This window comes from Corallincola holothuriorum, assembly GCF_003336225.1.
Taxonomy (GTDB): domain Bacteria; phylum Pseudomonadota; class Gammaproteobacteria; order Enterobacterales; family Neiellaceae; genus Corallincola; species Corallincola holothuriorum.
This window is the reverse complement of sequence record NZ_QPID01000002.1, coordinates 23,685-49,257: the sequence shown is the minus strand read 5'-3', so window position 1 is coordinate 49,257 and position 25,573 is coordinate 23,685. Positions and strand designations below refer to the sequence as shown.

Genomic DNA, 25,573 nt, shown 5'->3' with positions numbered 1-25,573 from the left:
AAATATAGGTATGCCCCAAACGAGGGGTAATATCACCAATGACAAGCACTTGTTCACTCTCCTTGAGACTGAACAAGTGCAAAGATCGTGCGTAAGAAAGCACCATCAAGCCTATCGATATTCACAACGCCCCCAACCGTTAGTAAATACTAATTACTCCCTGTGCACCACTCACTAATAATACTTTAGACGCTAAAAATATTATTAATACGCTCACAACAAAAATCTCTCATTAACTAATATAACAACCGCTTAAACACTATTTAATGATTAAATTCATTTAGTTGCACTTACTATTAAGACTCTTTATCTTGGGGAACCATAAGGATCATATAAACCGATAGTTAACTGATTAATACATTAGATTAATGAGGTTGAAGCTTTATTTTACCCATCTCATTTTCTGAATAATAAATATCAATCAGTTTGCCGCATAAAATGCAGCCTTCGTTGGTTGTATGAAAATATTCCCCACCTACGGAGAGCAAGGATGAAGAAAGTAAAATTTCTAGCATACGCAAGTGCCTGTATGTTTACGGCATTTTTTTCTTTATATAGCAGTAACAGTTTAGCCATCACCCCAAAAAAGAATTGGGCAGACAGCTACTCTAGTAATGGAAAATGTTATTGCGCCAGTACATTTGATCACGGCATTGGCGATTACAAAGTAGCAACCCCCCAAGGCCAGAAAAGTGTGAGAGAAGTATGCGCGAAAATCGGCCCGGGGCCAGGCAAAGGCAGTAACCCAGTCTACAACACGGTTCAGTGCGGCCATGAACCAGGCCATGACGACGCCATCACTATCGACGGCAAAAAGGTCAAAGACGAGAAAGTCTGCCCGGGACGTGTCGACAAAGGCGAAAGTGGGTGCTCACTTATAGGTCCTAAATGGGATTTAAGTGTTTATAGCAGTGACTCAGACATTGTCTCTCAACCTGCCCCCACCAACCCTCCATTTGCGGCGCCCGCAGGCTACAAATGGCAACGAGTCGATGCACTTTCTGACAACTTTAATGGCAACACGCTCGATAGCACTAAATGGTATGACTACCATCCTGGTTGGTCAGGGCGTCTGCCGTCACAGTTTAAAAAGGGCAACTCATTTGTAAAGGATGGCTTTTTGTATCTTCGCAGCACCAGTCGCATAGACAGTATGTCGGAAGTATCAAAGCCATATGAGGATGTGTGGGTCGATGCGGCTGCCGTTTCTTCCAAGACCAAAATGGCACAACCAGGATGGTATTACGAGACGTCGATGCGCGCCTCAGATACCGCCATGAGTTCTTCATTCTGGTTTCGTATGGGCAAGTTCTCCGAGATTGATGTAATCGAGCATATTGGACACGCAACTAAAGGCGATGTCGATAAAACTAAATCGTATCTATATGAAGCCAATACACATATTTATGGCACTCAGTCTGGAGCGTCAAAAGCAAACTCTTATAAGATGGCAACCCGAGGTAGAGATGAGTTCCACCGTTATGGCTTATGGTGGAAAGATGCTAATAACTTATGGTTCTATCACAACGGTAAGAAGGTATTTGAAATAAAACCGAATACCGCATTTACCGAAAATCTACATATGATATTCGATACAGAAACGTTAGCATCGCAGTGGGTAGGGTTGCCCACCATCGAATCGTTAAAAGATAACTCCAGAAACGCTATGTTGGTCGACTGGGTGCGTACTTGGAAGCTTGTGGAAGGTAATAACGAGGTACCACAACAAGGTCAAATCCCCGGAAAAATAGAGGCTGAGTCTTTTTATAATCAAAGCGGCATTAAGACTGAAGCAACAACCGACCATGGCAAAGGAAAAAATATTGGTTATATAGAAGATGGTGATTCAGCAATATATAAAGTGAATGTTGAAACATCTGGCACTTACCAGTTTAAATTCCGTGTTGCCAGTAAAACTGCCGGCGGAAATATAGTTTTAAATAGCAACAATAGTCGTTTAACGTCCATCAATGTTGCAAATACAGGTGGTTGGCAAAGCTGGAAAACAGTAACCGCAGAAGCCGTATTGGCTGCGGGTCTGCAAGACATAAATATCACATTCTCAGGTGGCAAAGGCTACTTACTAAACCTTAATTGGTTTGAAGCAGAACTCATTGACAACAGTGATGGCAGTGCATTCAAAACCCACGCTATCCCAGGCATTATTCAAGCCGAAGATTACGACAACGGAGGGGAAGGCATCGGCTACCGTGATAACTCAACAGGCAACCATGGCGGTAATTATCGTAAAGATGACGTCGATATTGGCATTGCCTCAGATATCGGTGGCGGTTACATGGTTGGCTGGATCGCGGAAAACGAATGGCTGCAATACACCATTGGTAACATTGCCAGTGGCTACTATGACATTCATATGCGCGTGGCTGCTGACGGCTCAAGCGGCAAAAGTCTCAGCTTAGAGTTGAACAATAAGCCGTTAGGTAGCATTAACTTCAATGGCACCGGCGGTTGGCAAAACTGGCAAACAGCAGTCTTGGAAAATGTATATATTGATGACCAAAGCAATCAACAGCTTCGTCTATATGTGGACTCAAGCCTATTTAATATCAACTGGATAGAGTTTAGGCCGGCGAATGAGTTTGGTGAGGATCAGTGCAACACGACAGCCCAATGTAGAAACATCTTTGGGAGTGGTGCAACTGACTGTCTAAACAGTCGTTCAGATGAGAGTATTTGCATGTGCGGTACATCGCAGTGTAAATAGAAATAGCTGACTGACGCTTCTCCCGCACGCCTCTGCGGGAGGGGCTCGGCCAAATGTTGAAAAGATTGGCATTTTCGTCCGCAGCTTAGGTGTATTCATCTTGCTGATTGTCGCGAAGTAAACTGCTCTAACAGACAACAAAAAAGGTGTAGGAACGCTATCCTACACCTCTTGCCACTATCACATGACATTAAGCAATATGCTTACGCCATCGATCTCATCGCTTAATCAAGCTCTGCCAGTGAACTTACGCTCTTCGACATTGATCTTAATTTTGTCGCCACTGGAGATATGCTCTGGCACCTGCACAACTAATCCGGTCGATAGTGTGGCGGGCTTTGTTCGCGCTGTCGCCGAACCGCCTTTAATTGAAGGATCAGTTTCAACAATTTCCAATTCTACCGAGGTCGGCAAGTCGATGCCCACTGGCGACTCATCAACGATAACGACCAATACGCCACTGGTGTCTTCATTGATAAACAGGATCTCATCGGCGATCGATTCTTTGTTGATGTGATAAGGCGTGTAGTCTTCATTGTCCATGAACACATACTCGTCACCATCGATATAGGAAAACATGACGGGGCGACGCGTTAAATCTGCAAGATTAAGCATGTCTGAATCTTTAAAGGTTTCGTCGACCTTGCCGCCATTCACCACGTCATACATGCGCATACGGTATAAGCTGCCACCGGCACGCCCTTGCGGAACAGAGCGCTCGATGTCTCTTACCACTAAGACTCTGCCATTAAATTCAATCGCCGTATTTTTCTTTATTTCACTTGCCTTTGGCATCTTCTTTAGTCCTAAGATAAAAACGCTATCAAACTACCATATTCGTCTATTTACGCAATAGATGAGCAGGCGTACAACTTATAAAGCGAAATATTATGCTTTATACATCAGTGCGTTATAGCCAGAATCCCTGTAACCAAGTCAACTTCAGCGCACAAGCCGGCAGCAACAACACGCAACGGCCACCCCCTTCGCAAAAGAATAGAGTTCAGCCTTTTAATTTTTTATACAAGGTTGGCTGATCTAACGCGGGTAAAATCTCTTCGTAATCCAAGCCCTGATCCAGAATAAACTCGGTCAATAAACGACGACAAGTCTCTGTCAATTCATCCACCTGCCAAGGCTTCTCGAAGTAATGATCTATACGGGCAGCATTGATGGCATTAATAGTATCTTTGTGCGTAGCCTGCCCGGTTAGCAATATCTTTTTGGTATGAGCAAAACGACCATCTTCCGAGATCTGTCCCAACAGATCGACACCGCTGGTTCCCGGCATCACATGATCAGAAATGACCAAACCAACAAGCTCGCCACGGGCTTCCAACTCATCCAGCAGATCCAAACATTCGTCAGCAGATTCCGCTTCTTCAATATTAAAATGCACCGCCAGCGTCGACAGATCTTTTATCACTGCATCCAGCACTTCCGGCTGGTCATCAACGCAGACGATATTAATAGTTTCCATGCGTGCCCCCTATCGGTAACTTGACTTTAAATGTGGTTTTACCCGGTCGGCTACGCAAAACCACTTCGCCCTGATAGCTCTCAACCAAGCGTTGCACAATAGCCAACCCTAATCCCAAGCCGAACGACAAACCGCTCTTCTTAGTGGTGAAATCAGGTTGGAATATTTTCTCTTTTAATTCTTCTGGTACACCCGGACCGTTGTCAGTCACACTGACTTCCAGATGATATTTATATACTTTCGACTTCACCGTCACGGTCGGGTTATTGGTCTTGGCGATCACCATGGCATCAACGGCATTTTTCAATAGATTCACCCAGACTTGAACCAGCTCGGTGATATTGCCAAACACAGTGGGCAGAGGTTGCAGATCTAACTCGACATTGACCGCCCGCAGATCTGACTTCACCAAAGCGATCGCTTCAACGATCGACTCTTCAATATCAGTCTCAGGGCCCCGCTCAAAGTCACCACGCCCCAGTACTTTCACCGATTTAACGATATTGGCAGCGTGATAGGCTGCGAACTCCATATCATGGATATCCCGTCCCAATTCCCAGTAACGCGCCATATTATCGAGCTGAGATAGCACACCGGGGCCAAGACTTTTGGCGTCATCAATGGTCGGGGCTATACGCGCCAACTGCTTCGCGGCAAGCCGAGATATATCAAAAGCGCGCTGATAATCACGCACCCGCTTGCGCATCTCAGCACTAACGCCATGCTCTCCACTTTGCCGACCTTTCCGATAAAAGCGAGCTTCCACAGGCAGGTGTGTCTGCAGTAGTTCATCAAGGAAGTTCGACATATATTCAGTTTTACGAGAGATCACGCCGATGGCATTATTCATCTCATGGGCTAAGCCTGCCGCCAACTGACCTAACGTTGACATCTTTTCGGCACGGTATAGATTTGCCTGTGCTTCCTCTTTCTCCGCTGCGCGTCGTGTTGCACGCAGTGTGCGCGCAGCCAACTCGCTGACCATCAAAGGCATAAACTGTTCAACGAATGATCCATATTTTTCTGGTTCAACCGCAGTCACGCCGCGGTCGATATAAGCCAGCTCGGCGTCATTTTCAACCACAATACGGGTCGAGCTGATGTAATCACCGGAAAAGAAACTGTGCATCCCCACAAACGCACCAGGGCCGGAACGAAACACCTCAATCAGATCTTTTTGACCATCCTGTTCATGTTCACGATAGCCAATCACCCGCCCTTCTAACAATAGATAAAGGCGTTCATTGCGCTCCCCCTGATCAACCAGCATCTCACCCTCAGCCAAACGCAAGCGTCGATCATCATCATCGAAATATGCTCTCTTCAGCCGCTCCATCTTGGCGTGGATATCACTGGTCATCTAAATTCCCCTAAACGAAGCCTATCTGACGCAGAATAAACACCATGGCGTAAGTCATCAGTAGGCCGACAATGCCAATGATCACACCGACTTTAGCCATGTCACCGGTCTGCATATAACCCGTGGCATGGGCCAAGGCGTTCGGTGGCGTACTGATGGGCAGCGACATACCTAACGATGCAGCAAAGGTGACACAGAGAATCAACGCTTGGGTCCCGCCCAGCGGGATCAGTGAATCCATCGACACGGCTAACGCCACCACAATTGGCATCAGTAAGTTAGCGGTAGCGGTATGGGACATAAAGTTTGCCATTAACAAGCAAAGAGCACTGGCGGAGGCTATCACCAAGTAAGGCGAGAACTGATCGAACGGAATAGCGGCCACCATGTTTCGTGCCAAGCCGCTCTTATCCATCGCCAGCCCCAGCGCAAAACCACCCGCGACCAACCAGAGTACATCCCAGCTGATTTTCTTCAGATCTTCTTTGGTGATCACCTTGGTAACACTGAATACCGCCACAGGGATCATCGCCACCACATAGGAGTTCATGCCGTGAGCACTGCCAAATAGCCACAGCAAAATCGTCGCCGTGAAAGTGACATATACCAAAATTGCTTTTGGCGAGCGCTGAAACTTGCCACGAATATTAAGCTCAATTTTTTCCTGGGCAGCGGGGAACATCTTCACCAGCAAGACCCAGGCAAATGCCAGCATGATGATCACGAAAGGCACAGCGAAAGCCATCCAACTACCAAAACTGATAGCGTCTTCACCCACGAGGTATTTCAACGCAATAGCGTTTGGCGGCGTGCCAATCGGGGTGCCAATACCACCGATATTGGCTGCCACAGGTATCGACAAAGCAAAGGCGATACGCCCACGATCTTCCGCTTTAAACAGCCCTAATACCGGCGCCAGAATAGAGAGCATCATGGCCGTGGTGGCCGTGTTAGACATAAACATGGAAAAGATCGCCGTGATCCCCATCAATCCCAACATCACCATGGCAGGGTTCTGGCCAAAGGGCTTTAATAGCACCCGCGCTAGGTTCACATCCAAGCGGTATTTAGTCGCTGCCATCGCGAGAAAAAAACCACCGAGAAACAGCATAATGATCGGCGATGCCATGGTGGCCATAATCGCTTTATGGCTGATCAAGGTGCCAAAGCCTTCACTTTCCGCGCCACTGCGCAAAAAAATCAGTCCTTTATCAGACACCAGCAGCAGCTCGATAACGATCACCAACACTGAAGTCGCATAGATTGGAAAGGGCTCCAATACCCAACACAGCGCCGCAAGCAAAAAGATCGCGATCACCCGCTGCTCAATCAGCGACAGCCCCTCAATCGGGAAGGCTGTGACTGGCAGCAATAACACCACGAGAGGCAATCCTAAACAGATACCCAACTTAATAAATATGTTCATTTTGAAACAACTCGACCTTTTGCCGGCACAAAACCTGATTACAGGTACACAATAGCGCCTAGTGTGAAAGTCATTGATTTTTCTTGCCTTGAAGCGGGTCAAAAACCGCTCATTCAGCTCATATCGATGCCGGAGATGTGCGGATGATCACACTATGAAAATTGGCAAAATTCACCGTTCTGCCATACAACTGTGTCAAAGGTAGGTGTAAATTTTAATTCGGAAGTTTGCTCATGCTTGTGATCGCCCACCGCGGTGCCAGTGGCTACGCCCCGGAAAACAGTCATTCCGCCATTTGCCGTGCGCTAGAGATGAATGTCGACGCAATTGAGATCGACCTGCACAGTGTCGAAGGGGAGCTGTTAGTCATTCATGACCGCTGGTTGCACCGCACCACACAAGCCCGCGGACAACTCAAAGATTACACGCTGGCACAACTGCGAGAAATTGATGCAGGCGACGGTAAACCGATCCCAACTCTTTGGGAGGTGTTGCAACTGGTGGATGGTCGCTGTGACCTTAATCTGGAACTGAAATGCGAACACACCCTCATCCCCACGTTAAAAAATCTGGATCAAGCGGTTAACGCCCTCAACTTTACGCCCAATCAGTTTCTCATCAGCTCGTTCAACCACCATCTACTCAACGAATCGGTATCACTGCAGCCAAAATTCGCCACAGGGGCATTAATCGCCAGCTGTCCCATTGATTACGCCGCGTTTGCCCAGCAGCTAGGCTGTTACGCCATTCACCTGGATATCGACTTTATCAATCAAGCTTTTGTGGATGACGCCAAGGCAAGAGGCCTAAAAGTGTTTGTTTATACGGTCGATGAAGAATCAGATATCCGCTATTTAGAGGAGCTAGGTGTCGATGGCATTTTTAGTAATTATCCAGACAAAGCGCTACGGGCAGTGAAGCGTCTTGATGCTGAATATCCTCATCAACGCCAAGGGCTCATCCAGCTAACCCGCTGAACGCATACGATCTATTTCCAGTTTTTCTATGTTAGCCTTGGTCATTACGTTACTCAGTTTAAGCCTCGTCAATGAACAAGCCTTATCAATGGTTGGAAGCCCGCTTTAACCGCCTTTCTCAGCTCGCGCACTTCAACCATTTAGCCAACTGGGATCAAGCGACTCAGATGCCTAGTGGTGGTGCGGCTGCACGCGGAGAAGCGATGGCAGAGCTATCTTTAATCCGCCATGAACTGCTCACCGCGACAGAGGTTGCAGAACAACTGGCAATGGCATCCGGCGAGGCGTTAACCGCCATACAGCAAGCCAATCTGCGCGCCATGCAACGACAGTACGACCTCAGCGTCGCTGTACCAGGCAAATTGGTCAGAGCAAAAACCCAAGCCGCAATGGCAGCAGAAAATGCATGGCGGCAGCTAAGGCCAGCCAATAACTGGACAGAATATGCGCCCATACTGAAAAACATGGTCGATCTGGTGCGGGAAGAGGCTGACGCGCGGGTGGACTACGCAAGTAAGCAAAACGCTAACATCACAGCAGGTAAAGCCGCGCGCTATGACCAACTGATTGATCTCTATGAACCGGGTTGCAGCAGTGCTTTTATTGCCCCTATTTTTGCGCGGTTAAAACAAACCCTGCCGGCGCTTATCAATCAAGTCAGCGTAAGGCAGGCAAGCCAACCCCTGATGCCACTACCAACCCCCTTGCATGCCGAGAAGCAGTTTCAATTAGCCCGTGGCGTCAGCCAGAAGTTAGGCTTTGATTTTGAACGGGGACGTATGGACCTGAGTCACCATCCTTTTTGTGGTGGTGTACCTGACGACATTCGCATCACCAGTCGATTTGATCCTAACGACCTGTTTGATGGCTTGATGAGTACCATCCATGAAACCGGCCACGCCCTGTATGAAGCGGGACTGCCCAAGTCGCTGCGCGGACAACCTGTCGGCGAAGCACAAAGCACCGGATTACATGAATCACAAAGCCTGCTGTTTGAGATGCAGCTGGCCAGAACGCCTGAGTTTGTCAGCTTCCTTCAGCCCCAAGTAGAACAAAATTTTGGTTCCCACTCGGCGTTTGCCTCGGACAATCTGTATCGCCATATCACTCGCGTTTCTGCAGGCCATATCCGCGTCGCAGCCGATGAACTGACCTACCCAATGCATATCATCCTGCGCTACGAAATCGAACAAGCATTGATGCTGGAACAGATAGAAGTGGCCGACATTCCAGCGTTATGGGATGAAAAAATGCAGCAATATTTGGGCGTTGCTACGTTAGGGAATGACAAAGATGGTTGTATGCAGGATGTGCATTGGGCAGCAGGGGAATTTGGCTACTTTCCCACGTATACACTAGGCGCTCTATATGCTGCGCAGTTGACCGCATCACTGCGTAAGACACAACCTGACTTTGGCGCAGCCATTGCCCAAGGTGATTTTGGCTCGATCAAACATTGGCTATCACAACACGTCTGGCAACACGGTGGCCGTTACACTACTGAGCAGATCATCACCATGGCGACGGGCGAGCCGTTAAACCCCGACTTTTTCGTTAACCACCTAAAACGTCGATACCTAGATGAATAACGGCCTAAGCAGTGCACGAGCCCGAGCATGATGTAATGAGTGATAAAGTCAGCGACCTGATCCGCTACTACCAAGCGTGTTATGCGCTAGATAACGCCAGCCTCAATCTTTGGAACCTGCATAAGATTAAGGCCGCAGATCGTGTCACCTTGACCGGCAATGAACTGCTGCTGAGCGATCAAATGCCCGGTGCGCCGATCGCAGATGAGATCGCCGAGCCGCTATATAAGCGGGTGCAGCTTTACCAACGTGAACGTCAGCTGATTTACGCTTGCATGTTTATTGCTGGAACAACAGAGATCAAAGGGGAAAAACGCCAACTGGCCAGCCCTCTGGTGTATATCAACGTCACACTGCACCAAGACGAAAAAGGCTACTACGTGACGGCCGACAACAGCGAATTTGTACTGAATGAGGCGCTGTTAGCCGAACTGATACCTCAAGATGCTTCATCCACCGGCGGTACGCACACCAAGGACAAGGCATCTGCACTCTCGCTAATCCCAGGAGAGTTTAAAGCGGTGACATTGGCAGATATGCTGCGCGCCTCTTCTCACGCTATCGACCTGCTGCCGGCGCTAAAATATCCCGCACTCGCAGCAAAAAGTGTCCTCAGTAAACTATCGAAGCAGCACGGATTAACCCTCGTTCCATCGGCGATGGTGGCACTGATAGAAAAACCCAAAGGCACACGGGGCGTTATCCATGAGCTGGAAAAAATCTCTGCCTGCAGCGTTCTTTCACCCCCGATACGGCAGCTGTTTGACACTGTTCCGCCATCCACCAGCGCAGTTACCAGCCAAGCAGACCTGCTGCCAGGGCTACTTTCCAACGTACAAACGCAGGTAACCCAGATCGCCGCCTCGGCGCCGCTTGGATTTGTCTCTGGCCCACCAGGCACAGGAAAAAGTTACACCATCGCCGCCGTCGCCGCTGAGCATATGGCGCGGGGAGAATCGGTGCTGATCGCCACCTCATCAGAAAATCCGCTCAACGTCATCGCCGACAAGATAACAAGCCAGTATGGCCTGAAAGATGTGCACGTCAGAGTGGGCAGCCCAAACTATCTACGTCAACTAAAAAGCTATCTAAACGACCTTCTCAGCGGCTACCAACCCAACATCACAGAACAGGCCCTCGCCGCACTCACGCAGCAGGTGGTCAGCCTAAATGAACAATTAAGTCGTGCTGAAACTCGGTTAACAAAGAAAAATCGCGCGGGCGTCAAACGCGGACAACGGCTCAGTAGCCTAGAGCAACGCTATCCGCGCCTGGGCCGTTGGTACTTAAAACTGGCTCGCCAACGCATACGTAAGATGAGCCAACTATGGCCCTTGCTGCAACAGATCCATCAACAGCAGCAGCAACGTGAATCCCTCGCCGCTCAGTTGTTACAGCAGCAAACCCAGTGGAATATCGCAAACCTACTTGGACAATCCCGCTCAACACTGCAAACCTTTAACAAGGCGATCAGATCCAGAGCGTCAGCAACCCAAGCGGATCTGTTCGAGCAGATTGACTACCGGCTACTGTTAAAAACCTTTCCGATCTGGCTGGCACAACTGAATAGCTTGCATCGTGCGATACCTAATCAAGCCGCGCTGTTTGATCTAGTGATCATCGACGAAGCCACACAAACCGATATCGCAAGCTGCCTGCCCGCTCTTTATCGCGCCAAGCGCGCACTGATCGTGGGTGATGACAAACAACTACGCCATGTGTCATTTCTGTCTTACGCCAAACAACAAGCCGTGGCCGCAAAATACGCGCTGCCTTCCACACAGAAAGGGGTTTTGAGTTATCGAGACTGCAGCATTCTGGATCTAGCCCAACAGGCCATCAACAACCAAGACCATGTTGCGTTTCTTAATGAACATTTCCGTAGCAGCGCAAAACTGATCGATTTCAGTAATCAGAAATTCTACCGCAACCAACTTAAAATCATGCAGCAGCGCCCAGATCATGAGAAAGGCGAGATGATTATCCACCATGTTGCAGGAAACAGAGATAGCCAGGGCACCAACGACATCGAAGCCGAAGCGCTACTTAACCGGCTGGAAGTCCTGATCCGCGATGCTGACGCGCAACAGCAGCCAAAAAGTATCGGCGTACTCTCCCCGTTTCGCGCCCAAGTAGAAAAGCTCACCGCGGCGATCCAGTCCCGCATTTCGCTCGATCAAATAGAACGTTTTAACATTACCGTCGCCACCCCATATGGCTTTCAAGGCGAAGAACGCGACATCATGCTTAGTTCATGGGTCGTAGACCCTTTATCTAAACGAGCTGCGGTCTATCTCAACAAACCTGACATGTTTAATGTCGCCGTGACCCGTGCTCGTGGTGCCCATGAGCTTTTCGTTTCCGTCACCGAATCAGAGCTTCCCTCCAACTTACTCACCGAATACCGGGCCAACCTGCGCAACTACGAAGCAAAACAGCTCGAAAGTGCTGTTTGCGACCAGTTCCAACAGGAGGTGATCCACGCACTGGCACAGCACAATATTCGCTGTTGGAGTGGAGTACACATTGCGGGCACAGATATCGACATTCTGTGCAAATACGACGACCACTATTTGGCGATTGATTTAATCGGCTTTCCGGGGCCTTGGGTAGATTTCTTCGACCTGACGACGTACAAAATACTCAAACGCGCAGCACTTGATGTGGTTCCAATCAGTTATGGCCTGTGGCGTGTAGACTCTGCCCTTTGTGTTGAAGAGGTGCTCAACCGACTTAAAAACGCCTCAACAACGGTTGCCAGTGAAGCCCTAACCAATTGCAGGATAGACAAATAGACACTGATATTGTCACCACCAAAACATGGATCACCGAAATGATTTGTTCTGCCACTAAAGCCCTGCTCATCGCCATCTTAAGCCTCTCACTGTTTAGCCTGCCAGCCTTGGCTAATTCAGTACCCAGCGACCAAGAGCTGGAAGATATGGCGAAAAAATTTGAGGACGCAAATAAATTCATGGAACAGATGGAGGGCAAATTAACCCCCATTCTCGAACACAGCGCCCGCCTGGCGGATATGATTTCACAGGTCATCGATCAGAATGAATCTGCAGACACGATTGATTCACTCATTGCTGCGGCAATGAACGGCGACGATGGTTTAGAAGCTCTCGGCAAAGCGATCAAATTCACGCCAGAGCAAAAAAGCGCTATCAATAAAGATCTCACGCAAAATCTCACCCTGTTCGACAGTTTTCTCACTGAATTGATTGCCACCACGCCCAGTGCCACATGCCACAGCCAAGTACAAAAACTGCAAGGGCAACTGCAAGAGGTCACCCCCTACTTTGATGACTTCAAGCAGCTAGACGTCACCCATAACGAACAGCGCGGAGAAGCTTACATCCAACTAATGAGCTTTACAGGCTTAGAGTTGTTGATTGGACAATCTGGGCTTGTTCTATTTAGTTGCAGTATGGCGTAGTCAGCACGCAAGTCGGGCTAGGACAACTAGCCCTTATCTTCCAAACGGGTGATTCTGAAATCCGGTCGCGGGCAGTGTTAAGCCCTATCGCAGCATGTCACTGCTCTCAATATTGCCTCGGGAGGTTTACTCCATCACCGCCCACGACTCTCCATCTCTGATATACAGATGTTCGGATAAAGCATGAGTCTCGCTGTAATCAAACGATTGCATTGTCTCTTTTAGCTTAGCGATGGCATCGGGGCTATTTCGAGGTGCATACAGTACATAGTCACGATGCGGAATAGCTATCACAACAGCATCGTTAATCTCGCCCTCTATTTGCTCCCAAAGCGGTGAGAACAGGACGGCATTGGCAATCATGTTGTTTTCACAGCTCAAGGAGAAAAAGCCGTCATGTTCGTTTTTGCGGATATCTTTCAAATACAGCAATACGTTTTGTGTTGCTGTCGCTTTGATCGTATCAAGGTCAATTCCGTGTTGTTTAGCCAGAGCTGGGCTAAGCGCAATAAAGTTATCCCCATCATCAATGGCGTAGGTCAGCCACAAATCCGAGAACAAGAACTCAGAAATGGGTCGCATTTCATCGGTCATCTGCGGTATGTCATCCATCGCTTTAACAAAAGCATGGTTCTTCAGTCGTGGCACAACGAAGGGAGTGGAGGCCTCCTCTTCCGTTTCCTGAGTAAGCTGATCTTGAGGTAGAAGTGTGCTTTTTACTACACCAGACTTAAGTCCAACGTAGTAAGCAAACTCTGCAATCAGCCACCAAGCAACAACCGCAACCATCACCACTGAAAAGGTGTAGCCTAAGTATTTCTCAATCAACAACCATAGGGCGATAGCGACAACCAAGCCTACCGCAGCAAACCCCCAAGCATGAGTTTTGTCTACGCCGATATCTGAATCACAGCTTGCACAGTTGATATTGGCCGGGCTAGATGCGGTCACCACCTTTCTTAAATCAAGTGATTCTCCGCAATGGCTACATACACGTGTTGTCATAACTCCCCCAAAAAGGCTTCCTTGTCTCTAAAGTGGGGGCAGTATAACGAGAGGAATTAGACTTGTATGCGCTGAGATTCGGGAGGGTGGGCATTCATCAGAGTAGATATTAACGCCGCAGCCACGTGCTGCCTGATATCCAAAGAGCGAAGAGGAGTTGATAAGCTACGTTGTCAGCGCTTTTATAACGCGAGCTGGGTTGCCTGCAACCACAACGTTATCCGGAAAGTTTTTAGTCACCACCGCCCCTGACCCGACAACGACATTGTCACCCAGACGAACCCCGGGATTAATGGTCGCATGACCGCCAATCCAGCAGCTATCGCCAATCGTGATAGGCTTTGCGAACTCAATACCTTTATTGCGCTCGATGGGGTCTAGAGGGTGACAAGCCGTATAGATACCCACTTGAGGGCCGATGAAACAGTTATCGCCAATGCGAACTTCAGCACAATCCAAAATGACACAGCCGAAATTCATATAGAAGTTGTTACCAACAAAGATGTGCTGACCATAATCACAGTTGAAATGAGGTTCGATTTTAATCTCGCCACCAATGCCACCCAATAACTGCGCAAGTAATTTTGTGCGTGCTGCCAGATCTCGACGTGGAGTCACATTGTAACGAGCAGTGATTTCACGCGCCTCTGCTCGCAACATTGTTAATACTTCATCGCTGGGATCATAGATATCACCAGACAGCATTTTTTCTAATTCGCTCAACCTAGTCATCCAGTATTTTAAGTGGTTGAAATGACTTACTACAGAGTTTAGCTGGTCACCGGATGAAAAGGACTAATGCCGCGTGCCACCGAATGTCTTGCCGGTGCGGCGTTCCTTACCGCGAATCTCGACAAACCAATTGATCTGACGCCTCTGGTCGCGAAGTGGCCTTGTCCAGTGACGAGCTAGTGACAGGGATTGTTATACCTAAAAGTCGATACGCCAAACATTAAGAATTCTCATTGAGAGAAGAACTACAGCTAATGTAGCCACCAGAAAAAACGCAGCTACGATGTAGTAGAACCATCTGACAACCCTTACCTTGGCGCGAAAGAGCAAATTGCATGATTTGTCCGGAACAGCGGGGATGTTAGGAAAAACGGCCAGAAGGAAGCTGAATAGCAACGTCCATAAAAAAACCACTACGCTGGGGATGAGATAAACATCTTTACTGGCTCCCTCAGCGATCAAGACAACATATAGAAAAGCTGACAAAGACACGACAGAAGCAATCGTAACAACCGGTTTTAGCCATCCTGCTTTTGTGGAAGCAGAATTGAGAACTTCAAGCATTTAAGAGCTCCTTATCAGGGATGTGACACTTGCATAAGCGGCACAAAATGCTTGGCTATAATTTGCGATAAACGAGCACAAAACAAGCTTTTTGCGTCCGCATACTCGGTAACTTGTTGCCTAATCTCAACAGATTAGCGTTGTTTCGCAAGCGGTTGGCTCTCAATTTTTACTTATGTGCAGACAAAGGAGGATTGGGGAATTAGGCCTGTCATCCCCAATCTTATTTGATGGTTGGCTCTGGCCGCCTAGTGACAACTCTGCTCAATCGCCACGGCCACTGCAACACTCGCCCCCACCATGGGGTTATTCCCCATGCCGACAAACCCCATCATTTCAACGTGGGCGGGCACCGAAGATGAGCCTGCAAACTGGGCGTCGCAGTGCATCCGTCCCATGGTGTCGGTCATGCCATAGCTGGCGGGTCCCGCACCGACATTATCGGGGTGCATGGTGCGTCCGGTACCGCCACCAGATGCCACGGAAAAGTATTCCTGCCCTAGCAACAATCGCTCTTTTTTATAGGTGCCAGCAACCGGGTGCTGAAAACGAGCGGCATTGGTGCTGTTGCCGGTGATAGACACATCCACCGCTTCATGATGCATCACCGCAACCCCCTCCACCACGTCATCGGTACCGTAGCAGCGGATACCGGCACGTTCGCTGTGACCAAACCTCTTTTCCCGCACGATGGCAAGCTTGCCAGTGGCATAATCAAGTTGGGTTTGCACATAGGTAAAGCCGTTCATCCGCGCGATCAGATAAGCGGCGTCTTTACCTAAGCCGTTCAAAATCACCCGGATCGGCTTTGCTCTGGCTTGGTTCGCATATTGCGCGATCTTAATCGCGCCTTCTGCCGCCGCGAATGACTCATGGCCCGCCAGGAAACAAAAACATTCGGTCTCTTCATCCAGCAACCTTGCGGCCAAATTGCCATGGCCTAACCCCACCTGTCGCTGCTGCGCGACAGAGCCTGACACACAAAAAGCCTGTAATCCTTCACCTAGCGCGGTAGCTGCCTCTTTTGCCTTATGGGCGTTAGAGCGCAGTGCAATGGCTGCGCCCAACACATACGCCCAAGCGGCATCTTCAAACGCGATGGGCTGAGTTTCAAACACGATCTGATACGGGTCAAAGCCCCGTTCGCTGCACAGCTCCCGTGCGGCTTGTAAGTCTGCCAGTTGATACTTCTTTAATGCTGCTTCAATGCTTTGCTGGCGGCGCTCAAAACCTTCAAATAGATTCATTTTTCGCCCCTTAAGATTTGCGTGGATCGATGGTTTCTACGGCATCATCGAAACGGCCATAACGGCTCTTGGTTTGTGCCAGTGCGTCGTTGGCATCCATACCGTCGGCGATTTTGGCCATCATCTGGCCCATATTGACGATCTCGTAGCCGATGATTTCCCGATCCTCATCCAAGGCCAGTTGAGTCACATAACCTTCCGCGATCTCTAAATAACGCGCCCCTTTGGCCTTGGTGCCATACGCGGTGCCCACTTGTGAACGCAGCCCTTTGCCAAGATCTTCAAGCCCAGCGCCCACAGGTAATCCCCCTTCAGAGAACGCGGTTTGGCTGCGGCCATAGGCCAAATTCTTAAATATCTCCCGCATTGCAACGTTGATGGCATCGCACACCAAATCGGTATTGAGTGCTTCAAGTATGGTGCGCCCGGTGAGGATCTCTGATGCCATGGCGGCCGAATGGGTCATACCGGAACAGCCGACGGTTTCAATCAGACACTCCTCTATCACGCCGTTTTTAACGTTCAATGACACTTTGGTTGCCCCTTGGTGGGGCGCGCAAGTACCGACGCCGTTAGAAAAGCCCGAGATATCCTTAATGCCAATGGCATTAACCCATTCACCTTCAACCGGAATGGGCGCATTCGCGTGATCTGGGCCGCGGGTCAACGGGCACATGTTTTCAATAGTGGTGGTGTAGTTCATAACTATCCCCATAAGCTGAAACGTCTTCAATGAGTTTAGGCTCATTGACGCAGCATGCGCCAAAACGATGAACAATTAATAGCCAATAAAATATGACGATTCTAATTGAAGCGTGTGAGCGACAGTCATAAGCGAAAACTGCGGGTACGGCGGCCATGCGATTTTTCTCTGAACAGAGAGGGTGGAAGTGAAACGGGAGCAAAAGAAAAGGCATGCTGGATGGATCCTCACCAGCACGCCTTGATCAAGGGTAGACGCGCTCTTGCCACAAAGGACAAGAGCTAACATATGTCTTTCAACACTGTTTAACTACATGTTTTCTCGACGCCTTCCAATAACAACACACCATTGTTGCTGGTAGGGAAAGTCACCTTGCCGTTTGCCACAGTCGCTTTGTTGTTATTGTAGAACTCTGTCACTTCCCAGCAGTCGCCGAACACAGATGACACATCCACCGTAACATTACCGCTGGCACCAAATACAACGATCACCGCGTCACCATCTTTCTCACGCTTAAAGGTGTAAGGTGATGCGCTGAGTTGGGTATGGCTACCGGCACCCACTGCAACGTGACGCGCACGGAACTGCCCTAAACGCTGCCAGTGGCTATGCACGTTCTGATCGATACTGCTCCAGTTCATAAATGAGCGTAGCGTTAGGTCGCCAAACGGCGCATCAACCAATGGACGTGCGGTTTCATCACCGTAATAGATCTGCACGGCACCCGGCGCCATCAACAGCGCTGAACCACCATCAATCAAGTTACTGCGGCTATACATGTTCTTATCATGGCTTGAAATGTAACTCAGTACGTTAAACGTTGGATCCGTGTTGATGGACGCAGCATAACTGCTGTAAACACCTTCAATACTGCCCAGTGACACACCGGCAAAATTAAAGTTGATCATCGAATCAAAACCAAAGTCGAACCAATGGCTGCGCCCTACCCCATGGTCGAAGTACTCGCCCGTCATCCAGAAGTCCAGTTCTTGCTCATCTGGCAGTTTGTTAGGATTGGCAGCACGCCATTCATTCAGTGCGATAACCGATTGATCTTTCAGACGCTTGAGCACCTCTTCGCCCTGGCCTTCCATATTTTTAACGGTGTCCATACGGATACCGTCAAAGCCGTATTCACGCACCCAATCGGTGATCCATTTGATAAAGTGATTACCTACCGTGCGTGGATAACCGGTGTTGTTGAAGAAGGCATCCAACTCAGCCTGTTCTTGGCTCAAGCGACCCTCTTTCGCCCATTTGTTTTGCAGTAAAGGGGGTAAAGAAACGGTGGCGTTACTTTCTAACTTCACATCAGGTAAGCCACCACCACAATCAAAAGCACCATAGGCTTCAGCACAAATGTCGTAGCCAGTTGCTTTGGTATGACGGATCCAATCTCGACCCCAGAACTGGCTCCATGCGCCATCGCTGTAGTTAAAATAGTTACCGTAGGTTTCATAGTGGATGGTACTTGGATCACTGGTGTAGTAGTAATCTTCCCAGCCAGCATTAAGCGCACCATAAGGCTGCTGAGAGGCATCGATCAGGTTGTCGTAGCCGACGTGATTAATCACTACGTCAAGCACCACACGGATCCCCTTCTCATGTGCGGTATCAACGAATTCAAGCAAGTCAGCCTCTGTGCCCATATTGGCGTCAACAGCAGTGGGGTCGAGCATCCAGTAACCGTGGTTACCGTAGTACTTGAAGTTTGTACCACCAACAAAACCGTGGATCTGCTCAATGGGTGATGTCAGCCAAATCGCAGTGATGCCTAAGTCGTTGAAGTAATCCTCTTTCAGTTTTTGCGTCAGCCCTTTTAGATCACCGCCTTGGAACGCACCTACACGGTTTTCATAACCGGCATATGGCGAGCCATTACGGTCCTTCTCACGACCATAGCTGTGGTCATTGCTGGTATCTGCGTTTAGGAAACGATCGGTCAATACGAAGTAAACAGTGGCGTTGTCCCAGCTGAAACTGGATGCCGACGGTTTTTCAATTTTTTCAAAAGTGTAACGTTCGCTAGCAGTAGATACGTCATTACTCGCCCAAAGACGCAGTTCGACTGTATCGCCAATTTCCAGACCTTCACCCAACGGGATCTGGTCGCCTGTGTTGTATGGCGTGCCCGCCATTGGGTCTGAACCATCTAGGGTGTAGCGACCACCAGTGACGTCGTCACCATCAGCTTCCAAGGTCACCAAAATCGACGCTTGCCAGAACTTCAACTTAGCACCACTGATACCCACTTCGACAGGCACTGGCGGCACATCGCAGCTGTCTGTCCAGCGGTTGTCAGCATAGTAGTAACAACCATCCGATGAACGGGTCAACGTGTCTGTTTGGCTGGCGCCATTGTTGTTAAAGATCATTTTGCTAGAGCTGCTATTGGGGAATTTATAGCGGAACCAGTCTTCGCCCAGCTCTTTCATGTCATCACCGCTCCAATCGGTGTCCGGCCATGAGCCTTCTGGTATGGCGTCCCAGTGGTGGATCTTGGCATCCCAGCCACTGGGCGCTTTCAACCACACAGTAAAACCAATTTCTTCCGGATCGCCTTTGGTATAGGTGTACGTAGCAGAGTCGCTACCCACGTCATTGGCAACCTCGACATAGAGATCAACCGACTGACCGATCTCTAAATCAGCGCCTACGACAATGACATCGCCATTTTCAAATGCAACCGCATCACCCGTGCTGTCGCTTAACAGGTAAGTCGCGTCTGTCGCTTCACCTTTATAACTCAGGGTGACCGACAAGTTATCGCTGGTAAACGTTTTGCTCTGGGGGCTTACCGTCAACTCTGGAGCAGACGGACCCACAACTAACTCTGCATCAACCTGCTTAGCGGTTTCATCAAAGCTGATTAGAAATTTTTCACCATCCGTGACAGGAAAATCTTGCGTGGGATAGGATTCCTGCCAATCAGTAGAACAGCGTGCCACTTTAAAGCGCGCAGGATCTTCTTCACCATTAAACGGCTGCAGCAATTCAAATAACCCGGTATCTGGGTTGTATGGCATCACTGTCTTTGTCCAGCCGTTAGGCGTTCCGCGGAAGCACCAGTCGGACTCTGGATCACCCGTCACATTCACAGTGACTGAAGCTGTGCCCTTGGCTCCACCATCGTCAACCACAGTCAGAGAGATGCTTTGCTCACCCAGTTCATTGAAGGTGAATTGCGCGGTTTCTGTGGTTTCGCGATTACTCCATGCATAACTGGCGATCTGCCCATCTTCATCCCAAGAGTCACTGCCGTCAAAGATGATAGAATCACCCAGCTCGACCTCAAGCGGCCCCTCAGGCGTGATCACGGCATGGGGCGCCATATTTGGATCACCATTGATGCTCAGGGTATTTGAATTCTCATTTACTTCGATGCTGTAGCGCCCAATGACCTGGGTATATATATCGCCGCCACTTTGTACCAGCATGATCGGGTCGCTACTGTCGCTGCTGCCGTAGTTCAAGCTCCAGTCACCATACACATCTAGCTTAAAGCGCTGGTCCTGACGACCATCGAAGTCAACCTCCACCTGCCACACACCCTCTGTCTGCTCGACAAAAGGCGTGATATCCCAATCATTTGGCGTGCCGCGGAAGTAAAGGGATGGCCATCCGTCTGGCTCACCCTCACAATCGGCCACTTCCACACGCTCAATGTGCTTGCTGTCGCTGTAGAACGTAATCTGGTAGCTAGTATTGGCAACGACGGATATATCATCTTGCGGGTAGCTTTCTTGCCAATTTCCCCAACGGTCAATTTTGAATCGGGGGTTATCACTGCCGAAAGTCTGACAAGTCTGATATTCAGTGCCTTGTACATGCGTTAACGGTGTTGTTTTCCAGTCGTTTGGTGTGCCGCGGAACTCCCACTCTGCTTGCGCAGTAAAGGAAGCAGCGAACATACCAACGAGCAATAGCTTCTTCATCATCAATTCCCTTGTTTAAGGCTTCGCCTATCGAAAGCCTTAGATAGTGATCCTGTCGGTGGCGGCGTAAACGCCGAGAAATCACCGACAAAAATAGCGCCTCACTGGCGCCACTCGGGTTGACCATCGCAACCACGATGATCCGCTATCACTTCTAATACTTGCGCCCAAAACCTCATGAAAAAGCACACGCGAAGAACGCTATTGATGTGCCGCTAGGCGAGCACTCCTATTGCTCGCTGCCCTATCTAAATCATGAAGAAAACTGCTTGCACAAACCGCCACCAGAAGTTAGCGGTATCATGCTAGCAATAGATATCGCTAACACGAAGGCAATCTGTTTACTTATTGACCTTTGTCATATTCGAATAAATGAATGCGCTGAAACTGAGATCTGTATCACGCGGCAAATATAGCCAAATGACGATTTCATAAAATGGAAATATTTCTTTATTAACAGAAGGAAAGATGAAGGTTGTGTGACAATAAACGAGAAGACAAGTACCGTGATAAAGAGAATGCGATGGCGACGCCACAAACATCACGGTGAAGCAGTGATATTTGTGGCTTCAATGTTAATCCACTACAACAGCTGTCTTTTTCTGGTGCAAAATGTTACTTATCATGCGAAAAATAAGCCCAGTACAAGCCAGTGAACAAACCACGGTTGCTCCACTTGGCCAATCCAGCATTGCGGAAAGCCCCAAACCGATAACATAGGCGACTACGCCAACGCCGTAACCACACAGCAGACGCATAGGCCCTGGGGCTAACAGCCAAGTAGCCAACGTCGGCATAACTAATGATGCGAACACCAAATAGACACCCACTAAGCTGACAGAGCTAGTTATGGCGATAGCGAAAAGTGGATAGAACCAGCCACTCTCGATCAATTTAGGCCGCAAGTAAGTCAGCAGCAGTATGCTCAGGTAAATCAATCCATGTACCCACAGATCTTGCCAGCTGACCCAAAGGATAGAGCCTGAAAGCGTCTGTTTTATCAGTTCAGCACCGTGTGGGTCATGAGAGAGCAGCAGTAACGCCAACGCCGCAGACACCACATAAACACAACCGATTACCGCTTCCAGTTCTTGCTTTAAACGCGTTTCGAGCCACGCCAACAAGCCCGCCCCCACCAATGCAAAACCGGCAGAAGCGAGGTAAGTGGCCCAGGCACCATAATGCTCGAAGTGCATTAACTGCGCAAAAACCACACCTAACGCGGCCACTTGGGCAATCGCCAGGTCGATAAAGATGATGCCACGTTTAAGTACTTGGTAGCCCAAAGGCACATGGGTTGCTAACACTAAGACACCGGCGCAAAGCGCCGGTAACAGGATCAATGTTAGATCCGCAAACTCCATCAGGCTCTCTCCACCGCTGCCAACAATTGTTGAATTATGCGTTGATAGAGCATAAACAGATCAGCAGTGTCATCCGCCCCCACACTGTACGCCAGTGGGATCACCGGCTCGTCAGATTTTCCACCCAGCCATTGCGCTGCTTTCGGATCTTGATAGTTGGCGTAGATGATACCTAACAACGGTTGCTCCTGAAGCTGTTTCAACACGCTGGTTAGGTGGCCACTGGTGGGTGGCAACCCCGGCTTAGGCTCCAGATCAGCGATCTGGGTAATGCCCAACCAGTCAAACAGATAACGGAAAGAGCTGTGGTAAGCCACCACCTTCTGTCCCTGCAACGGTTTGGTTTGTTGTTCCCATTCAGCCAGTGCCGCTTGCCAGCGTGTGGTAAATGCTGTCAGCCGTTGTTGATAGTTATCGGCATTTTCAGGATCAATCTGCTGCAAGCGTTTAGCCAGTGCAATGGCAATCGTCTGTATGCGATGGGGATCAAGATGCACATGGGGATTCCCTGAAGCATGTACGTCGCCCATCAAGCGCGATACATTCTCCAGCACATCGAGCCGTTCAACCTGCTCGGCGGCGTAAAATGCCCCCGGCTGGCTATCACGGACATCACTATTATTGGCCTTCATCTGCAGCGCTGGTAACCAGCCGGTCTCCAGCTCGGCACCACTGCAAATAAACATATCTGCACGCCGCAGTTTGGCGATCAAACTCGGCCGAGCTTGCACCATGTGTGGATCCTGATAGGCGGTGGTAGCGCTGTAGATATCAGCGTCCGGCACCAGCTCCTTGGCCAGCGCCGCCCATTCAGGTTCACAGGCAAAAATGTTCAGCGCCTGCACCTGCGGTGCCAACAATAGCAACGCAGCAAGCAGGGTTAAGCGTTTAGAAAAGGTGCGCACCGTGAGCCCCCATAGATCCAACGAACTGAATGGAGAAGATGTCATCATCCATATCTTCCATGCTCTCATCGCGGGTGTACTGTAAACGCACAGTCGCAAAATGGGAGTAGTTCCAATCCACCATCAGATCGGTGGCTTTAGGTTTAAATCCGTCACTGTAGGTATCAGACGGCTTCAGTTCACTGTAACGGATGCCAGCCGACCAGTTAGGTGACCAACGATAGACCACGCTGCTATACCAGCCTGTATTGTGGTCGTCTTGGCGCAGTTCGCGCTCAAATGCACCCTCATGCTCTTCACCGTACCAGCCATCTTCCTTAACGTAGAAATATTCACTCTGCCAAGTCAGGCTCTGGTATTTATAGTTGCCATTCGGCGCCCACTTCCAGACAAAATCAGCAACGTAGAAATCTTTGTTACCGTCAAAATCACACGCGCCAAACTCAAAGCCATGATCGTCGTGGTCATCATGATCGTCATGATCATCGTGGTCGTCATGATCATCGTGGTCATCGCCATGATCATGGGTGGAACACTCACCAAAATCATTGTCTGTGCGGAGCCAGCTAATACCCGCCTGCCAGCTATTCGACTCATCAAAGTCATCACCGAATTTTGCGTAAACATTGGTCGCGCCGATGTTGCTACTGGCCGCAGCGGGGAACTGACCGCCTTTAAATGCCTCGGCTCCCAGTTCAATATAAGTCTCGGTTGGGGCGATCCAATTCAGTCGCACACCGTCATCATAGTAATGACTGCCAACAAAAGCACGGTACACCAGCGGACGATCAACATAATTATCCGTGTGGGTGTGCTTACTGTTGAGATACCCTAGGTTCGACATAAATCGACCACCACGCACCGACAAGCCATAAGGCATCGCCATGGTTTGGACGAATGCTTCTTCCAGCTCTACTTCCGTACTGCCATCATGCTCTTCCAACACGGTGGTGACCTTGCCGTAAAACATCTCATCAAACGCGGCGGACAGCGCCAATTCAGTGTGATCTAACCAAAAGCCATCGTCAGGGCCTGCAGAATGATCGCCATCGATGGGCAAGTTACCTATGCCATGAAAGTCACTACGATCGGTATAACCGACATTAATCACAGCAGAAATATTCGGGTTAATACCTGTTTCCGCGAGTAGAACAGTAGGCGCCATTGCGCCGATAAGCGTGCAGGTCAAGGCACGGGAAATTGCATGCAGTTTCACAATAAACTCCAAAAAACCAAAAAAGGTCGAAAGTTAAAATCGAATTATTTGTTTTGATTAAGCAGAGTAGGAAGGAGGACCACGGATGGAAGTACGACGAGAGGCCTGTTCGATCTGAACGACAACCAGCCCCTGATAGCCACCAAAATCAGCGACCAGCTCAGGAACAACAATGCCGGCAACAGCAAAACCTGGTTGCGCCTGCTGAAAATGGACGGCACAAACCGCATCGCTGTCCTGCAGATGGATCGGGTGCTCGGCATTGTGGATGCACTGCATGCCTTGCCAAAGCAACATGAAGACGAATAAAAGCCGTCCCAGCGACAAGCGCTGCAACACTGCTTTTTTTGATTGGCCGTTAATTGCGCCCACTCGTCTCACCCAATAGTAATAACAGGGGGATTGTATCGTTGAATTTGATAGTGGCAACCCTGGCGTTACACTTGGTCACAAAAAGATCACGAGCAGAACACAATAAAAAAGGGCCATTCAGGCCCTATTTCCAAATACTCAGTCGCTAAAAGTTCGCAGCAGGCGGGAGTTGTGCGTATCGCTCTCCAAGCGTATTCAGCACTTCACAGTCTCCCTCCAGCACGGCGACAATCAAAGATGTCTGCCGAAAGTGCTCAGGCAGAATAACTCGTCCGCCTTTGGTATCCTTCATGTTGTAAAAGCAGCGACGTCTAATCTGCTGCAGATCCTGTATGTCGTAATATAAAACTGTAATCGTATCGTGTTGCATCGCCAGCCCTCCAGGTCGCCGTCAATGCGCTCTCCCGACGCATAGCACTACTCCATTGCTGCGCACTTCTTAATCGCTGCGTTAAGTAGAGTGTAGACCCGCATGTGAAGTAACTCTAATCAGAGTTAATAACGATTTGAACTAGCAAAGCGATCAACTTA

The 25,573-nt window shown here is 49.2% G+C and carries 20 protein-coding genes; 5 read left to right on the top strand and 15 right to left on the bottom strand.

The features are described from left to right. Positions 1–490 precede the first annotated feature (490 nt). The gene (locus tag DU002_RS03145; RefSeq protein WP_114336915.1) at positions 491–2,725 is read left to right on the top strand and encodes a carbohydrate-binding protein; all 2,235 of its coding nucleotides are present in this window, start codon (positions 491–493) and stop codon (positions 2,723–2,725) included. A gap of 228 nt (positions 2,726–2,953) precedes the next feature. Here DU002_RS03145 and efpL read toward each other — a convergent pair whose 3' ends face one another. The 4 genes from efpL to DU002_RS03125 all read right to left on the bottom strand — a co-directional run bounded on the left by efpL (position 2,954) and on the right by DU002_RS03125 (position 6,991). Then, entirely contained in the window at positions 2,954–3,520 is a 567-nt protein-coding gene (efpL, locus tag DU002_RS03140) for an elongation factor P-like protein EfpL (protein ID WP_114336914.1), read from the bottom strand. 208 nt (positions 3,521–3,728) lie between these two features. Next, a complete protein-coding gene (locus DU002_RS03135; protein WP_114336913.1) occupies positions 3,729–4,205 on the bottom strand; it encodes a response regulator in 477 nt (158 codons plus the stop codon). After that, complete coding sequence (locus tag DU002_RS03130; protein WP_114336912.1) at positions 4,192–5,565, bottom strand: ATP-binding protein; 1,374 nt, start codon at positions 5,563–5,565, stop codon at positions 4,192–4,194. The genes DU002_RS03135 and DU002_RS03130 overlap by 14 nt, the downstream gene beginning before the upstream one ends. Positions 5,566–5,575: 10 nt before the next feature. After that, complete coding sequence (locus DU002_RS03125) at positions 5,576–6,991, bottom strand: SLC13 family permease (protein WP_114336911.1); 1,416 nt, start codon at positions 6,989–6,991, stop codon at positions 5,576–5,578. Between the two features lie 233 nt (positions 6,992–7,224). Here DU002_RS03125 and DU002_RS03120 point away from each other — a divergent pair, with 233 nt between their 5' ends. The 4 genes from DU002_RS03120 to DU002_RS03105 all read left to right on the top strand — a co-directional run bounded on the left by DU002_RS03120 (position 7,225) and on the right by DU002_RS03105 (position 12,999). Further along, positions 7,225–7,968 carry a glycerophosphodiester phosphodiesterase gene (locus DU002_RS03120; RefSeq protein ID WP_114336910.1) on the top strand — a complete coding sequence of 248 codons (744 nt, stop codon included), beginning with the start codon at positions 7,225–7,227 and terminating at the stop codon, positions 7,966–7,968. Between the two features lie 71 nt (positions 7,969–8,039). Continuing rightward, the gene (locus DU002_RS03115; RefSeq protein ID WP_114336909.1) at positions 8,040–9,557 is read left to right on the top strand and encodes a carboxypeptidase M32; all 1,518 of its coding nucleotides are present in this window, start codon (positions 8,040–8,042) and stop codon (positions 9,555–9,557) included. A gap of 35 nt (positions 9,558–9,592) precedes the next feature. Next, positions 9,593–12,352 carry a DEAD/DEAH box helicase gene (locus DU002_RS03110; RefSeq protein WP_114336908.1) on the top strand — a complete coding sequence of 920 codons (2,760 nt, stop codon included), beginning with the start codon at positions 9,593–9,595 and terminating at the stop codon, positions 12,350–12,352. A gap of 38 nt (positions 12,353–12,390) precedes the next feature. Beyond that, entirely contained in the window at positions 12,391–12,999 is a 609-nt protein-coding gene (locus tag DU002_RS03105; RefSeq protein WP_114336907.1) for a hypothetical protein, read from the top strand. 126 nt (positions 13,000–13,125) lie between these two features. Here DU002_RS03105 and DU002_RS03100 read toward each other — a convergent pair whose 3' ends face one another. The 11 genes from DU002_RS03100 to DU002_RS19620 all read right to left on the bottom strand — a co-directional run bounded on the left by DU002_RS03100 (position 13,126) and on the right by DU002_RS19620 (position 25,412). Continuing rightward, entirely contained in the window at positions 13,126–14,004 is an 879-nt protein-coding gene (locus DU002_RS03100) for a DUF1444 family protein (RefSeq protein ID WP_114336906.1), read from the bottom strand. A 165-nt stretch (positions 14,005–14,169) separates the two neighbouring features. After that, a complete protein-coding gene (locus DU002_RS03095; RefSeq protein ID WP_114336905.1) occupies positions 14,170–14,727 on the bottom strand; it encodes a sugar O-acetyltransferase in 558 nt (185 codons plus the stop codon). Positions 14,728–14,934: 207 nt separating this feature from the next. Beyond that, entirely contained in the window at positions 14,935–15,300 is a 366-nt protein-coding gene (locus tag DU002_RS03090; protein ID WP_114336904.1) for a hypothetical protein, read from the bottom strand. 248 nt (positions 15,301–15,548) lie between these two features. After that, a complete protein-coding gene (locus DU002_RS03085) occupies positions 15,549–16,547 on the bottom strand; it encodes a GGGtGRT protein (protein ID WP_114336903.1) in 999 nt (332 codons plus the stop codon). Between the two features lie 10 nt (positions 16,548–16,557). Next, positions 16,558–17,250, bottom strand: a complete 693-nt coding sequence (locus DU002_RS03080; protein ID WP_114336902.1) for an iron-sulfur cluster assembly scaffold protein — start codon at positions 17,248–17,250, stop codon at positions 16,558–16,560. A 305-nt stretch (positions 17,251–17,555) separates the two neighbouring features. Beyond that, positions 17,556–21,185, bottom strand: a complete 3,630-nt coding sequence (locus DU002_RS03075) for an alpha-amylase family glycosyl hydrolase (RefSeq protein WP_158537947.1) — start codon at positions 21,183–21,185, stop codon at positions 17,556–17,558. Positions 21,186–21,760: 575 nt separating this feature from the next. Beyond that, entirely contained in the window at positions 21,761–22,549 is a 789-nt protein-coding gene (locus tag DU002_RS03070) for a metal ABC transporter permease (RefSeq protein WP_114336900.1), read from the bottom strand. Further along, positions 22,549–23,499 carry a metal ABC transporter solute-binding protein, Zn/Mn family gene (locus DU002_RS03065; protein WP_114337366.1) on the bottom strand — a complete coding sequence of 317 codons (951 nt, stop codon included), beginning with the start codon at positions 23,497–23,499 and terminating at the stop codon, positions 22,549–22,551. Before DU002_RS03065 ends, DU002_RS03070 begins: the two co-directional genes overlap by 1 nt. Next, entirely contained in the window at positions 23,438–24,670 is a 1,233-nt protein-coding gene (locus DU002_RS03060; protein WP_233496401.1) for a hypothetical protein, read from the bottom strand. The genes DU002_RS03065 and DU002_RS03060 overlap by 62 nt, the downstream gene beginning before the upstream one ends. Before the next feature lie 57 nt (positions 24,671–24,727). Next, a complete protein-coding gene (locus DU002_RS03055; protein WP_114336899.1) occupies positions 24,728–25,042 on the bottom strand; it encodes a hypothetical protein in 315 nt (104 codons plus the stop codon). 145 nt (positions 25,043–25,187) lie between these two features. After that, positions 25,188–25,412: a DUF2375 family protein gene (locus tag DU002_RS19620; protein WP_114336898.1), complete on the bottom strand. Its 225-nt coding sequence runs from the start codon at positions 25,410–25,412 to the stop codon at positions 25,188–25,190. Positions 25,413–25,573 lie beyond the last annotated feature (161 nt).